General features: G+C 47.6%; 14 protein-coding genes. 11 read left to right on the top strand and 3 right to left on the bottom strand.

What is annotated here, in order from left to right; all coding sequences use genetic code 11:
- The first annotated feature begins 7 nt into the window (after positions 1–7).
- From HRI97_RS11830 to HRI97_RS12585, 10 genes are all read left to right on the top strand, one after another.
- Complete coding sequence (locus tag HRI97_RS11830; RefSeq protein WP_253725671.1) at positions 8–433, top strand: hypothetical protein; 426 nt, start codon at positions 8–10, stop codon at positions 431–433.
- Positions 434–597: 164 nt separating this feature from the next.
- On the top strand, positions 598–906 hold the full coding sequence (locus HRI97_RS11825; protein WP_253725669.1) for a type II toxin-antitoxin system RelE/ParE family toxin: 309 nt from the start codon (positions 598–600) through the stop codon (positions 904–906).
- On the top strand, positions 890–1183 hold the full coding sequence (locus HRI97_RS11820) for an addiction module antidote protein (RefSeq protein ID WP_021330949.1): 294 nt from the start codon (positions 890–892) through the stop codon (positions 1181–1183). Before HRI97_RS11825 ends, HRI97_RS11820 begins: the two co-directional genes overlap by 17 nt.
- Positions 1184–1322: 139 nt before the next feature.
- The gene (locus HRI97_RS11815; protein ID WP_253725667.1) at positions 1323–3869 is read left to right on the top strand and encodes a leucine-rich repeat domain-containing protein; all 2547 of its coding nucleotides are present in this window, start codon (positions 1323–1325) and stop codon (positions 3867–3869) included.
- Between the two features lie 271 nt (positions 3870–4140).
- Positions 4141–4731: a hypothetical protein gene (locus tag HRI97_RS11810; protein ID WP_253725665.1), complete on the top strand. Its 591-nt coding sequence runs from the start codon at positions 4141–4143 to the stop codon at positions 4729–4731.
- 11 nt (positions 4732–4742) lie between these two features.
- Positions 4743–5660, top strand: coding sequence for a Ppx/GppA phosphatase family protein (locus HRI97_RS11805; protein ID WP_253725664.1), 918 nt, complete (start codon positions 4743–4745; stop codon positions 5658–5660).
- Between the two features lie 24 nt (positions 5661–5684).
- Positions 5685–6680, top strand: a complete 996-nt coding sequence (locus HRI97_RS11800; protein ID WP_253725662.1) for a Bug family tripartite tricarboxylate transporter substrate binding protein — start codon at positions 5685–5687, stop codon at positions 6678–6680.
- Positions 6681–6755: 75 nt separating this feature from the next.
- Positions 6756–7334, top strand: coding sequence for a tripartite tricarboxylate transporter TctB family protein (locus HRI97_RS11795; protein ID WP_253725660.1), 579 nt, complete (start codon positions 6756–6758; stop codon positions 7332–7334).
- Between the two features lie 10 nt (positions 7335–7344).
- Entirely contained in the window at positions 7345–8880 is a 1536-nt protein-coding gene (locus HRI97_RS11790) for a tripartite tricarboxylate transporter permease (protein WP_253725659.1), read from the top strand.
- 5 nt (positions 8881–8885) lie between these two features.
- Positions 8886–9347: a leucine-rich repeat domain-containing protein gene (locus HRI97_RS12585; protein ID WP_301338890.1), complete on the top strand. Its 462-nt coding sequence runs from the start codon at positions 8886–8888 to the stop codon at positions 9345–9347.
- A 69-nt stretch (positions 9348–9416) separates the two neighbouring features.
- Here the strand turns inward: HRI97_RS12585 and HRI97_RS11780 are convergent, their stop codons facing one another.
- From HRI97_RS11780 to HRI97_RS11770, 3 genes are all read right to left on the bottom strand, one after another.
- Complete coding sequence (locus HRI97_RS11780) at positions 9417–9680, bottom strand: DUF2442 domain-containing protein (protein WP_253725656.1); 264 nt, start codon at positions 9678–9680, stop codon at positions 9417–9419.
- Positions 9681–9690: 10 nt separating this feature from the next.
- A complete protein-coding gene (locus tag HRI97_RS11775) occupies positions 9691–9933 on the bottom strand; it encodes a DUF4160 domain-containing protein (RefSeq protein WP_301338917.1) in 243 nt (80 codons plus the stop codon).
- Between the two features lie 282 nt (positions 9934–10215).
- The gene (locus tag HRI97_RS11770) at positions 10216–12606 is read right to left on the bottom strand and encodes an efflux RND transporter permease subunit (protein ID WP_253725654.1); all 2391 of its coding nucleotides are present in this window, start codon (positions 12604–12606) and stop codon (positions 10216–10218) included.
- 276 nt (positions 12607–12882) lie between these two features.
- Here HRI97_RS11770 and HRI97_RS11765 point away from each other — a divergent pair, with 276 nt between their 5' ends.
- The gene (locus tag HRI97_RS11765; RefSeq protein ID WP_253725652.1) at positions 12883–14085 is read left to right on the top strand and encodes a dicarboxylate/amino acid:cation symporter; all 1203 of its coding nucleotides are present in this window, start codon (positions 12883–12885) and stop codon (positions 14083–14085) included.
- Positions 14086–14174: the final 89 nt, after the last annotated feature.

Genomic DNA, 14174 nt, shown 5'->3' with positions numbered 1-14174 from the left:
GCGATTTATGAAGCGCGTCGGTATCGTGTTTGCGATATTTTTTATTGCGGTGCAGGTAATTTGTGCGAATGAACCGTTTAAATATTATTCCGATTGGGAAACCGGGTATAAAGGTTATGCGAAAGCAGAGTATATAGGGAAGGGCGATTCTGAGCGATATCTTGAAGAACTTGAAAAAGCTAAAGAGGAATTGCAAAAAGTTTACTTAGACGGAAAATATGATGTTTCCGATATATTAAAACTTACCAAAGAGGATTTATGGCTGTGCCGATCCGCTTTGTCCGAATATGATTTGGAAGACGGAGAAATATACCTCGTATATTGGTATCGTACGCCGGATCAGGATACCGTTAAATTTTTGATAGCCGTTATAAAGGATAACGGAAATTCGTTTGCCTATTATTTTGCAAAAGCTGTAACTGAAAAAGAGTAGTATTATTTTTTCGTTAATCCTCTAACCGAAGCAGGCGACTTTTCTTGCTGTTGCGGCAACCTCATTGATTATTTCATCGGCTGTTTATCTTAAAAGGTTGGTGTTTCGGGCGATTTTTAGAAAAAACTGTTGACGAAGTGTATACTATGCTATACAGTATAATTGTGTATAAGGTATTACAGACAGAAACGTATAAGAAATGGTTTAAAAAACTCCGTGATGAAAGAGCGAAATTCGCCATAGGTCAAAGAATTGCAAGAATGACAGTCGGCAATTTCGGAGACTCAAAGTCGGTCGGCGGCGGAGTTTTTGAGCTGAGGATAGATGTAGGAAAAGGCTACAGGGTTTATTTTACGAACAATGGAAAGCGGATTGTAATACTTCTTGTAGGCGGTGATAAATCAACACAGGATGAGGATATAAAGACCGCCAAGAAAATGGCCGGGGGTATCGATTATGGAAAAATTGACTGAATTTGATATGGCAGAATATCTTGATACCGAAGAATTACAAAAAGGCTATCTTGACTATAATGCCAAAGAGGGGACACCTGAAGATTTACTCCGTGCAATAAACGCAGTGGCAAGAGCAAGGGGAATGACAAAGACGGCAAAGGAAGCGGGCATTACAAGAGATGGGCTTTACAAGGCACTTGCCCCCGAAGCGAACCCCGCTTTTTCAACGGTGTTTAACATTCTCCACGCTATCGGCTATACGCTCACGCCTACACCGATAGCAAAAACGATGTAACGAATCGGAATATTAATCCTCTAACCGAAGCAGGCGACTTTTACATTTTTCGGTACTGCCCCGTACGGCGACGGATACAACGGTTTCGTGGTCGGTAAGCGGTTCCTCCGTTTCGCTGAGCGCATCGACCGGTTCAAGCGTGACCGTAACGGCAAAAGACGGCGGTACGGCGACCGTGACGGCACAGGCGGGGAATAAAACCGCTTCATGCACGATAACCGTAGAAGAACCGCTTTCAGTTCGGGTGACGCGGGCAGACGGTTCTCGTTACACCGTTTCCGAAATAGACAAACTCGATTTAACAAAAGAATCCGATCGTGTCGATATCGCGATCTTCGGTGCGTGGCTGAACAGTGATGTAAGCACGCTCGGCAGCAAAATAAAAGACTCGAACGCAAACGTTTCTCTCGATATGACCGCGGCGATAGGTATAACAAAGATTGTCAGCGGCTTTTTCAGAGGATGTTTTCAAAACTGTGCAAAGCTGACGAATATTCGACTGCCCGTCAGCGTCACGGAAATTCAATCGCAGGCATTTTCGGGGTGTACGGCATTGGGCGAACTTACGCTCGGAACCGGGGTAACGAAAATCGCATACGATGCGCTTATCGGCTGCACAGGGTTGAAAAATTTTTCGATTTCCGACGGTACGCTCATTACGGGTGGTTATTACGCAAGTCGGTTGTTAAAAGATTGTACGAATCTTGAGTCCGTTACGGTTACCCATACCGACGGCAATACGACGGGTATCGTACAAAAAATGTTTGCAGGGAAAAATATAAAAACGCTCGTCGTGTCGGACGGTGTCCCGAAAATAGGAGGCGAAATGTTCGAAAACTGTGTATCTCTTACGACGGTTTCCGTTGCCGGCAGCGTACAATCGATCGGTAGGAGAGCATTTGCAGGCTGTGCCGCGCTTTCGAATTTAACGCTCAATGACGGGCTTGAGACGATAGGATCGAGCGCATTTAATGGCTGTGCCGCCCTTACCGACATAACGATACCGGATTCGGTAAGGGTAATTGATGAAAGCGCATTTAACGATTGCAGCGCGCTTACGAAGGCGACGTTGGCTAAAAATCTTACGGCGCTCGGCAGCAACTCATTTGCAGGGTGCGGAGCGCTTAAAACCGTTGTCTTTTCGGAAGCGGGCGGTTCGGGTACTCTGACCGTCGGAGACAGGGCTTTTGTAAATTGTTCGGCGCTTACCGATATTTCGCTTCCCGCGAGCGTAACGAAGGTAGGTGTCAGGGCGTTTGAGGGATGCACTTCGTTGGAATCGATAAGTATCTACGATTTGTGTACAACGGATGATTTTTATTTGTATGATAATGATGAACCGCTCTACAAGTGTCCGAAGCTGAACAAAGCCGTGGTCCGTCATGCGGAAGGAAATACCGAAGGCCGGCAAACTAAATTCTTTTATCAATCTGCGGTAAAAGAAGTCGTCATAGAAGAAGGAGTTACGAGCATATCTAAGGAAGCTTTTGCGTATTGTAAAAACCTTACGGCGGTTACGATTCCTTCGACTGTAGAGAAGATCGGAGAACGCGCATTTGGTTTTTGTGAAAAGCTCACTGCCGTAACGCTGCCGAAAAAGCTCAGCGAACTGGGCGACAGCGCTTTTTATAAGTGTACGGCGCTTTCTTTATTGAAGATGAACGATTCGCAGCTTTCCGTTTTACATGAATCCGTTTTTGGGGGATGCAGTGCTTTAACCGCCGTAACGCTCCCTGCCGGTATTATATCGATAGGGGCGAATGCATTTTCAAACTGTACAAAGCTGGACATAGAGACGCTTCCGCCGAATTTGCAAACGATCGGGAAGGAGGCCTTTTTGGCGGCGGGACTGAAAAAAGTTATACTGCCCGATACCGTGACGAGCATAGGAGAAAGAGCGTTTTATTGTTGTGAGACGCTTAAAACGGTTTCTATCGGAAAAGGAGCCGTAACCGTCGGAGAAGAAGCGTTCCGCGGATGTCCGGCGCTTGACGATCTTACGATTTCCGAAAGCGCTGAGAACAGAACGCTAGAGGACCACGCATTCGACCACTGTAAGTCGCTTTCCGCCGTCGTTATTCCGAATAAGGTAACGGTAAAAGACAATGTATTTTTATACTGTACCGGTCTCCGCAGCATAACGCTCGGTAAAGATACCGTTGTTGAAGGAAAGTATGGGACTGCAGGATTTCCGGACAATATCGAAGTGCACTTTACCGGAACGCTTGCGGACTGGTGCAATGAAGCGACCCGTATTGATACACTGTCGAGGTCGTATTCGTTGTATGTTATGCGTAATAATAAGGATACGCTCGTTGAAGATATTTCGGACAGTACATTAAAGGATGTTGTATTTATACGAGATTGTGCATTTCAGAATTGTAAGAGCGTGAAGATGTTTAATCATCGTTTGGTTGAGTCGATTACGCATTTCGGTAAGAGCGCATTTGCGAATGCATCATCCATAACGTATTTTGATCTTCAAATGGGTATATCATCCGAGTTTCGTATTACTTATACTTGGTATAAAACAGAGGATAAAGCAGTGTGGAAAGCGTCCGATGTGTCAAAGGCGGAAAAAATCGATTATCTAGCCAATCTCGATTTGGGATCTCCGGAAAAGGCTTTTCCGATTTATAATAAAGATGCCGGCTATTATTGGTTTGCCGTAAAGAATCCCGAATAAAATAAAAAAACCTGCCGCGGTTATAGCGGCAGGTTTTTTTATCAGGCATAGTGTATATGCGGCAAAAAAATCACGGAGCACGGTACGTGCACGTTATCGTATATATGCTGTCGATTTCTGCTGTCGATTTCTTGTTATTTTAATATTTTCATGATATAATTTTCCTGTTCATATTGATAGAATTGTGCATCAATTTTTGCGTCTTGCAAATGAAGTGTTATCATACAAGTGCAGATCTAAAAACCCGAAAATAAAAGAATTGGAGGATACAATGGGAAAGATTATTCCACGTTGGGAATGGAGAACATTCGGAAAGGAATTCGGTGAGGGGGAAGCCAGAATCAAGGCTCATGAGCTGGCGACATTCAAGAAGAGTTCAGAGAAGTACATACTCTCAAAAAACAGCAACGAGAACTGCAAGATACGTGATGATCTGATGGATATCAAGTCACTCAGACAGGTTAACGCAGACAAGCTTGAGCAGTGGTACCCGACCGCAAAGCTCTCCTTCCCGCTTTCAAAGGAGAATATCACAGATCTGTTCAAGAATTATTTCAAGGTTGAAGTCCCGAAGCTCGAGAGAGACGAATACACCTATGAGCAGTACCTTGATGAGCTGGTTGCAAAGACCGAGGATCTCGAGATTGTTGATGTGTACAAGGAGAGATCCATCTATGATATCGAGGGAACCACTGTTGAGATTGCGGAGACGAAGTTCAACGGTGTTCCAAACAGGACGATCTGCGTTGAACACATTGATCCGGAACTGGTTATGAAGGTCGTTCGTGAACTCGGGGTGCAGGGTTATCCGAACATCAATTACCTGCGTGCCATGAAACAGGCTGTCGGTATGGAGAGTTAAAGGAGAAGCCCGTGAGCAGAAAAGCAATCATTGACATTGGGTCCAACTCAATCAAGTTCTTTGTGGGAGAGCTGGCCGCAGACAGAACCATAAAGACAGTGCTGGACACAAATGACATAGCCCGTCTTGGTGAGGGCCTTGATTCCACAGGAGCAATCAGTCCGGAGGCGATGGAGCGTAACGTCGCTTCTGTTGCGGCCTTTGCGAAACAGGCCAAGGAACTTGGTGCAGACCGGATTGTGAGCGTCGGAACAATGGCTCTCAGAAAAGCAAGTAACAGCGCTGAATTCGTGGAGAAGGTCAAGAAAACCTGTGGTATTGAGGTTCAGATCATCCCCGGAGAGGAAGAAGCCAGACTAAGCTACCTTGCGATCCTTTCAGGCCTTCCGCTGGAGAAGGATGCGGATCTGGTGGTCTTTGACACGGGAGGTGGAAGCACAGAGTTCATCTACGGCAAAGGCACACAGATGGTCAAGAGGTTCTCGGTCAACTTGGGTGCAGTCAGGATCACGGAGAACTACCTGAAAGCGGATCCCGTCTCCCCTGCAGATGTTCAGGCGGCCATTGCACAGATAGACAAGGAATTCAAGGAAGCCGGAGTCAACGGGAAACCGGCGCAGCTTGTCGGAATGGGCGGAACAGTCACCAGCATGGGTGCAGTGAAGCATAAGATGGTCAAGTATGACCCGTCGGTCATCCAGGGCTCACGTCTGACAAAGAAGGATATCGAAGAACAAATTGAAGAGTACTCAAAGCGTACAGTGGAGCAGAGAAAGGAGCTTCCCGGACTGCAACCCAAGCGTGCAGATGTGATTCTTGCAGGAGCCTGCATTCTGAAAGTCATTACGGACAGACTCGGCGCAGATGGGCTGACAATCTCAGACAGAGGTCTCCGACACGGTCTGGCCTTCGACCTGTTCCGGAAATAAGCAATGCAAACAAGGAGGTAAAGAATGAGAAAAGCATTAACTGTACTATTGATTTTGATCGTGAGCCTTACAACTCTATTTGCAAATGGCGGCAAGGAGAGTGCAGCAGACGGAAAGGAATGGAAGCCCCGTCAGCCGATTACAATCATGAACCATGTGGCAGTAGGAGGGGCGATGGACCTCTACTCAAGAAAGTGGGTTGAAATCGCCGCAAAGTATACAGATGCCACATTCGTCGTTGATAACAACTCAGGTGCCGGCGGGCTCACCGCCGGTGAATGGGTTCTGAACCAGGATGCGGACGGCTACACCGTCTTCGCACTGGCTCCAACCTACCTCGATGCCGTCATACAGGCAGAGCTTGACTGCTCAGAATATGTCGATGGTTTCATCTACATCTACAATCTTATGGCAGACCCGTACTGCATACTCGTCCCTAAGACTTCACGGTTCAGAACCTTTGAGGAGCTGATACAATGGTCAAGGGCAGGAAACCTCATCACGCTGTCAGAACCCAACTACGGAGCAAAATACATTGATGCGGTACAGGTCTTCGGTTCCATTAAAGGCGTAAACTTCAAAGCCATCTCCTATGAAAGCGCAAAGAAGAATTTCGCTGCACTGCTGGGCGGTCAGACAATAGCATCTGTCGGAAACCCCGGAGACACGAAAAAGTATGAGGTGAGAGCTCTTGTAATCGGAACCCCAACCCCTGTCCCCGGACTTGAGCATGTTCCGAACTATGAGAAGCTCGGCTATTCAAAGGAACTTGATACCATATCCATGTGGAGAGGTTATGCCGTCAAGAAGGGTACACCGGCAGGTATGGTCGCATGGTTCCAGGACATCTGCGACAAGGTTTCAGCTGACCGGGAGTGGATTGACTACATGACAGTAAACAAGCTTACAGTGCTGACCGAGAGGACTAAGGCCTTTACGGCAACAGTTGAGAAAGAAGTGGTCAGCACAATTGAGGTTCTCAAGAGCGTTGGCCAGATCAACAAGGAGTACAAGAGATAATTCTGTCCTGAAACCGAATTATACTTTCACCTGAAGGAGGCTTGTCCTCCTTCAGACCTTTTACAGGGAAAACCTATGGAAAGCTTTTCAAAATGGCTGACCGGCCTTAGCTATTGGTGGATCTTGGCAGCCTTCGCTGCAATCATGGTCGGTCTGTACTTTCTCTTCAACGGCATGAAGATGACAAGGAACGTAAAGTGCCAGTTGCTTGTGCTCTGCGGCATGGATCTTGTCACGCTGCTGTTCTATCTTCTCACCTTCAACCTGAGAATCAGCAAGCTCGCGGCAGAGGCCGGAGTGACACCGAGGACAATGCCTAGGTTCTGGGCACTGTTCATGCTTCTCTGCTCAATCGGAGCATTTTTTGCGATCATAAAACAAGGGGCAAAGGAGGATGAGAAATTCAACAAGTGGGTCTTCTCCCTTCTTGTGGGATTGGGCTCTATCTTCAGTGTGCTCCTGTTCAATTACATCGGCTATTACATCTCAAGCGCAATCTTCATATTCGTTGTGATGGTTGCAATGGGAGAGAGGAACAAGCTCCAGCTGATTCTTGTCCCCATCATCTGGTGCCTGTTCACGTATTTTGTTTTCTACAAGCTGCTGTACATCAAGCTCCCTTTTGGAAGCCTGTTCAACGGATTGGTTAGGTAAGGATGTCCACATGGGTAATATCTTCGGAAATCTTGCAATGGGCTTCGGAACCATCGCCAACATACAGTCTGTCCTGTTCATTTTGCTTGGAGTGATTGTAGGGATTCTGGGAGGGGCAATACCGGGGATCTCACCGTCAATGGCGGTTGCTCTTCTTTTGCCGATCACCTACTCCCTTTCACCGATAACCGCAATGGTCATGCTGATGGGGATTTACATCGGCGCGAACTATGGCGGCTCCATCACAGCGGTGGCAATCAACACCCCCGGAACACCGTCCGCAACCGTTACAGCCTTTGACGGCTATCCAATGCTCAAGAACGGCAAAGCCGGAGAAGCAATGGGGATCTCTCTGTGGTCTTCAGTAATCGGAGGTCTGATCGGGACATTGATTCTGATCTTCTTCAGCGTTCCCTTATCACAGGTGGCCCTAAAATTCTGGCCCTCCGAGTACTTCGCGCTCTGCATAATGGGCCTGACCACAGTAGCCACACTTGGAGGAAAGCACTGGGAGAAGGCTCTTGTGACATGTGTTTTCGGTCTTCTGCTCAATACCATGGGGCTTGACCCGACCTTTGGAATCAAACGTTTCACCTTTGGTGTAACGAAGCTGTTCGACGGCTTTGAGATGGTTCCTGTCCTGATCGGTCTTTTTGCCCTTGGAGAGGTCCTCAACAACCTTGAGCACTATAAGGCAGGACAGAAGTCTACCCATGAGAAGGTTGACTACAAGCTTCCAAAGCTCAGATACTACTGGAAACTGAAATTCTCCATCCTACGCTCCGGTCTCATTGGCTGTATAATCGGGATATTCCCAGGCGCGGGTGGAACGATTGCCTCGTTCCTTGCATATGACGTTGAAAAGCGTATGGGCAAACACCCTGAGGAGTTCGGAAAGGGTGCCCCGGAAGGTGTTGCCGCTGCGGAGGCGTCAAACTCCGGATCCGTAGGCGGTGCAATGGTTCCACTGTTGACCTTAGGCATCCCGGGATCTTCAACCGCAGCGGTTCTGCTCTCCGCACTGATGATCCACAACCTGAACCCCGGACCGAAGCTGTTCACGGACGAGCCGGCGCTGGTCTATGGCCTCTTTGCCTCGATGTTCATCGCAAACGCCCTGATGATTTTCGTAGGAACCTATGGCGCAAAGATCTGGGTAAGAGTCGGATACGTCAAGAAGACCATCCTATATCCTCTGATCTTCGCCTTTGCAATTCTTGGAAGCTATGCAATCAAGAAATCAATGTTTGACGTAGGGACTTGTCTTGCATTCGGACTCATAGGCTGGATGATGAAGAAGTTCGATTACCCTGCCTCCCCTCTTGTGCTTGGAATTGTACTTGGAAAGCTCATCGAGACGAACTACGTCCAGACCTTGATGGTCACCGGGCCGATTGGATTCATACAGAGACCTCTGACGGTCATCCTGTTCGTGGTCTCCATCGCTGCGATAGCATATCCCATCATCGCGGGTAGGCGTAAGGAGAAAAAGCTTCACTTGTTCCGGGAAAAACAAGGAGAATCCGAAGCGGATTTCAAGAACTGAAAGCATTGAGGAATCGTGATACAATACAGAACTGGTGTAACATTAGCTTTGAGGGACCGGATGCGAATCCTCTAAAATACGGACACCGGCTGTATATCGGCAAGAAAGTTAACTGGAATGAATGGTCTTATGAACCGGTTACTGAGCCGGAAGTTCCGATACTGCATACATATAAACACTATGTTTTCTACGGAGCGAATTTTACCAAAGTAACGTTTGCAGCCAGCAGCAAAGTGATTCCCGACTATACTTTTGCCGAATGCAAGGAATTGACGAAGGTTACGATTCCCTCATCTATGAAAACGATAGGACAAAGCGCTTTCAGTAATTGTACGAAGCTTACGACAATCGAATTCGAAGGTACGTCGGCGGAATGGAATGGAATAAAAAAAGCAAAGGAATGGAACATGGGCATTCCCGCGACGGCGGTAAAGTGCCTCGGCGATAACGTCAATGTCCGGTTGTAAAATACCGTAATAACCGCATTGCAAGCTCGAATGTCTCGTCACCCGCACGAAGGCATTCGGTTTGCGTAATTATAATGCTTTCGTTTTTATTAATTTCCCGTTACACGCGACGCTTTCGGCATACAGGGTTTCCGGTGCCATATCGATTTCATCGCTCCAAACGACCGATCCCCGCGCTATTTTTGCCTGTGCGAAAAACGATTTATTTTTGAGTTTTGTTAAAGCTCCGTGCCGTATGTCATTTTGTGCATCATATATTTTTTTTTCGCCGTTTGAAAATGTTATGAGTAAAGTATAATCGTACAGATATTTTACCGCAACGGGAATAATCATAACGTACCTCCTATTTCAACGGGTTTATTTTGAACAATACTTGTTTTTCTTTCGCGAGTTGCCAATTAGCCGAAAGTTCTTCCCGATGTAAAATAATCCATGCTTCGACTAATTTACGTTGTTTTACCGGTAAGTTTCCATCCGTTATATTTCCGTCAAAGTCCATAACGGCATTATATTCGGCGTATTGGATATGAATATGTGGAGGATTATGTTCCTTATAAAACATACTGACAATAATTCCATAAAACATGGATAAAACAGGCATGCGGGTTTTCTCCTTCGTTTTATTTTGATAAGTATATCATAAAGATTCGATTTTTACAAATTTACGTTATCATAATTTTATATAACCGTTGATATATATGAGGCAGTCATGTCGTAAAAATCTGTTATCGTTACTGTCTTCTTTACAGAATCGCGGTAGTTTTTGCGGCGAGTCGTATAAAAGGCGGTTCGTTTTTGCAGGGGTGGGTATTAATTTCTCACGCGCAAACGCTCCGCAAAACTGCGGGGCGTTTGCGTCGATTGTCGATCAGCGCTTTCGTTCGATCCCGTCGAATTCTTTTCCGAACGGTTTCGTCACGTAGATAAGCACGGGTGTCAGAAGATAATCGGCGGCCAAAGCCGTTGTCAAACCGACGATCGAAAGCATTCCTATGCGGTGCATCGTGTTCATCGGACTGAACGCGTAGATGAGGAACATGGCGCAGATGATTACCGTTGTCATGCACATCGTCTTTCCGATTTCAAGATACGTACGCAAAATCGCGTCTTTATAATTTCCGTGCACTTCGTAATAATATTTGACGTGATTGATAAAGTGGATCGTATCGTCGACGGCGATACCGAGTATCATCGGCATAACCGTCATCGTCATCATATCGAGCCGGAAGCGGAAATAGCCCATAATTCCCGCAAGTATGATGACCGGCGTGACGTTCGGGATCATTCCGATAAGCCCCGTTCGAATACTCATAAACACGAGGATGAGCATAGCCGCGATCATAATGAACGATCCGGCAAAGGATTTCAATTCTCCGCGTACGATTTTTCCGTTCATCTCCGCAAATTCGGCTACCGCTCCGATGGCGGAAACTTCAGCGCCGGGGAAAAGTTCTTCGGCGGCTTTTTCCGCATCCGCGACGTTCGATGCGATTTGACTGCTGTCGTATGTTGCGAGATCGACGTTGACGTAGACCATATTGTAATCGGCGTTGAGCCAATCGTAGAGCCGGGAGCCGCCGGTTATTTCGTACAGAAAGAGTTCCTGCGTCAAAAGGTCTTCATCGTCGGGGATCGAATAATATGCCGGGTCGTCCCCGTTCAGCATACGGTTCGTTTCTTTTACGATATCGAGCACCGATTTGACGCGGGGCTTGCCGTTCGATTTTCTCGTCAAACTTAAATTGCCGAGCGTATTTTCGAGCTTTTCGAGTGCGAACATGCGTTCCGGTTTTTTGAATTCATCGACGTCCGGATATTCGATTAAAATCTTATACGAATACACCGAACCGAGCTGCGTATTCTGCAGTTTTGCCAAGCGCGCGATATAGGGAATCTTTAATCCGAGCATTTCGATATAGTCGAGCGTTACGCGGATTTTAAAAATTCCCGGAATAAAGACGATGATCATCGCGAAGCCGACGATGAGGACGGCTTTGCTGTGTTTCAACACGCGCATTCCGAACGACTCGAACGCGAGGTCGGTCTTCGTCGTTTTTTGCATCGTTGCGTTTGGTTCCGTTGTTTTATCTTTTCCGAACGAAAGCAGTACGGGGATCAGGATGATCGCGTAGAGGAATATGACCAAAACGGTCGCCGACGATGTCAAGCCGAGCCATTTGAGCGGACCGATGTCGACGAGGGCGAAAGAGATGAGAGATGCGATCGTCGTGAGCGCGGTAAAGAAAAGCGGCCAGCCGGTTTCTTCGACCGACATGATGACCGATTCTTTTCGAAGCCCCGTCTGTCTGAAATGCAGTTTGAACGAATTGATGTAGTGGATCGAATAACCGACCGACAGCGCCATGCCGAGCAAAATCGGAATCGTCATCATATTCTGATCGGCTACGATACCGAAGTACGACATAAAGCCGAATACGACGCCGATACCGCCGACGGTCGAAAAAAGCGGGACGATGAGGCCGCGCAGAGAACGGACGAATAAAATCAAACAGATGATCATCGCGATAAAACCGCTTATAAGGTTGCGCGACATTTCTTTTTGCATGACGTCGGTTTCTTCGCATTCCGTGTACGGAGTGCCCGCGCAGATCAGATTCCATTTATCGCTTTGCCACTTCGGATCGTCGAGCAGCTTGTGTGCGGCTCTGCCGGCTTTGTACATACCGGTGCGAGCTTTATTGTCTTCATCGCCGTAGCCGTACAGGTAGAGGATAACCCATGTTTCGGTCGAATCTTCGGAGACGAGTTTGTTTGCAATCGCTTCGCGCGAGAGGAGAAATTTTTTGATAGATTCCATCTCCGCTTTGCCTTCGGCCGTGTGCGTGTCGGGTATGCCGTCTTCAAACGGCGTGACGACTTGCATACCGTCATCGGTACCTTTTGCGACCGAAACTTCGACGACGGACATGACATCGCGCGCGTAGGGGATCGTTTCCATCATTTCGTTTCCGAGCCGGTCGATCATGTTGAGCACGTCGGAATCGAACACGTCTTTTGTCTGAACCAAAACCGTGATGACGTCTTCGTTGCCGAACGTCTCTTCAAAGCGGTCGGTTGCGAGTTTGATTTTCTCTTTGTCGCCGAACCAATCTTCCTGCAGATCTTCAGCGACGAATTTTCGCAAACCCGAAAGCCCGACTGCGGTGATGACGAACATCGCGAGCAAAAAAAGCCATCGAAATTTTACTTGGATTTCTCCGAATTTTCGAAACGCTTTGTTTATTTCCAGTACTTTCATAGTTACTCCGTTACTCCTGTTGTGTAGTTAGCTTATGCTAATTCAGCCGCCGTGTCAAGAATCGATCTGTCTCGAGCAGTGCGGCCGCATCGGAAAGGTGCATACGCAAAAGACGGAATACAAGTGCGATGCTTTGTACCGTATCGCAATTGCATAAAAAAATTGACAATAAAAAATTTGACAATTGAAGAAAGCGGGTATATACTTCCTACATATGCGGTTTCGAGCGCTTAAGCTGACAAGCGTTCAGGCATATCGGCTAGGAGGTAAGGTATTATGGAAAAACAAGGCGGTTTTAAACTGGGATTGCTGCCGCAGCTCGGCTTGGGAATTCTTGCCGGCGTACTGCTTGGATTGTTCGTACCCGCTTCGGTGATGGGCATCATTGCGACGATTAAAAAATTGCTCGGCTCGCTCATCTTTTTCGTCGTTCCGCTCGTCATTTTCGGCTTTATCGCTCCGGCAATCTGCGACTTAAAAGCGAACGCCGGAAAGATGCTCGGTTCGTTTTTGCTCATATCCTACGCTTCGGCGGTCGGCGCATCGCTGTTTTCAACCGTGGCGGGCTATATACTGATTCCGTTTTTGCATATTCCGTCGCAGGCCGCCGCACTGCTTGAAGTGCCGGCGACTCCGTTTGCATTGAATATCCAGCCGATCATGCCGGTTATGACGGCTCTGCTGCTCGCAATTTTGGCGGGTATTTCGGTTATTTGGACAAAGGCTGTGACCGTTGAAAAACTTTTGAAAGAAATACAGGCGATGGTACTTGCTGTCGTCAACCGCGTTATCGTGCCGGTATTGCCGTTCTTTATCGCGACGACTTTTGCCGAACTCGCATACAACGGAAGTTTGACGCGCCAGCTTCCGGTATTCTTAAAAGTTATCGTCATCGTATTGATCGGGCATTTTATTTGGATGACGCTGCTCTATCTTATAGGCGGCGCGGTTTCAAAGAAAAATCCGCTGGAAGTCGTAAAGCACTACGGCCCCGCATATGCTACGGCTGTCGGCACGATGTCGAGCGCGGCAACGCTGCCGGTCGCTTTGCGCTGCGCGCATAAATCGAGTGTTTTGCCTTCGGATATCGTCGACTTTGCCATTCCGCTCGGCGCGACGACGCACTTGTGCGGATCGGTTTTAACCGAAACGTTTTTCGCCATGACGATTTCCCAGATGCTCTACGGTTCGGTTCCCCCTGTCGGAACGATGATTCTGTTTTCATTCCTGTTCGGAATTTTTGCCGTAGGCGCGCCCGGCGTTCCCGGCGGAACGGTCATGGCGTCTCTCGGTATCGTTATCAGCGTGCTCGGTTTTAACGAAATCGGTACGGGATTGCTGATCGCGATTTTTGCGCTGCAGGACAGCTTCGGTACGGCATGCAACGTAACCGGCGACGGCGCGCTTGCGCTGATTTTGCGAGGCATCTTTTATAATTCCGATGGGACTGCAAAAAAGGCGGCAAAGGCCGTCGATTGATCGCTTTCGTCGTGTCCGAAGTATTGTCTGTGGTATCGATTTCGGATAGAGTCGATACCGCAGCATCCGCGGATGTCCGATTTTTCCCG

Source organism: Treponema socranskii subsp. buccale (assembly GCF_024181585.1).
GTDB lineage: Bacteria > Spirochaetota > Spirochaetia > Treponematales > Treponemataceae > Treponema_D > Treponema_D buccale.
Note: the sequence above shows the minus strand (reverse complement) of the source record. Positions and strands in the feature narration are given on the sequence as shown.

Coding starts and splice junctions, on each gene's coding strand:
- HRI97_RS11765 (WP_253725652.1), top strand. CDS start 12,883: ATGGAAAAACAAGGCGGTTTTAAACTGGGATTGCTGCCGCAGCTCGGC.
- HRI97_RS11800 (WP_253725662.1), top strand. CDS start 5,685: ATGAGAAAAGCATTAACTGTACTATTGATTTTGATCGTGAGCCTTACA.
- HRI97_RS11810 (WP_253725665.1), top strand. CDS start 4,141: ATGGGAAAGATTATTCCACGTTGGGAATGGAGAACATTCGGAAAGGAA.
- HRI97_RS11780 (WP_253725656.1), bottom strand. CDS start 9,680: ATGATTATTCCCGTTGCGGTAAAATATCTGTACGATTATACTTTACTC.
- HRI97_RS11830 (WP_253725671.1), top strand. CDS start 8: ATGAAGCGCGTCGGTATCGTGTTTGCGATATTTTTTATTGCGGTGCAG.
- HRI97_RS11795 (WP_253725660.1), top strand. CDS start 6,756: ATGGAAAGCTTTTCAAAATGGCTGACCGGCCTTAGCTATTGGTGGATC.
- HRI97_RS11775 (WP_301338917.1), bottom strand. CDS start 9,933: ATGTTTTATGGAATTATTGTCAGTATGTTTTATAAGGAACATAATCCT.
- HRI97_RS11770 (WP_253725654.1), bottom strand. CDS start 12,606: ATGAAAGTACTGGAAATAAACAAAGCGTTTCGAAAATTCGGAGAAATC.
- HRI97_RS11790 (WP_253725659.1), top strand. CDS start 7,345: ATGGGTAATATCTTCGGAAATCTTGCAATGGGCTTCGGAACCATCGCC.
- HRI97_RS11820 (WP_021330949.1), top strand. CDS start 890: ATGGAAAAATTGACTGAATTTGATATGGCAGAATATCTTGATACCGAA.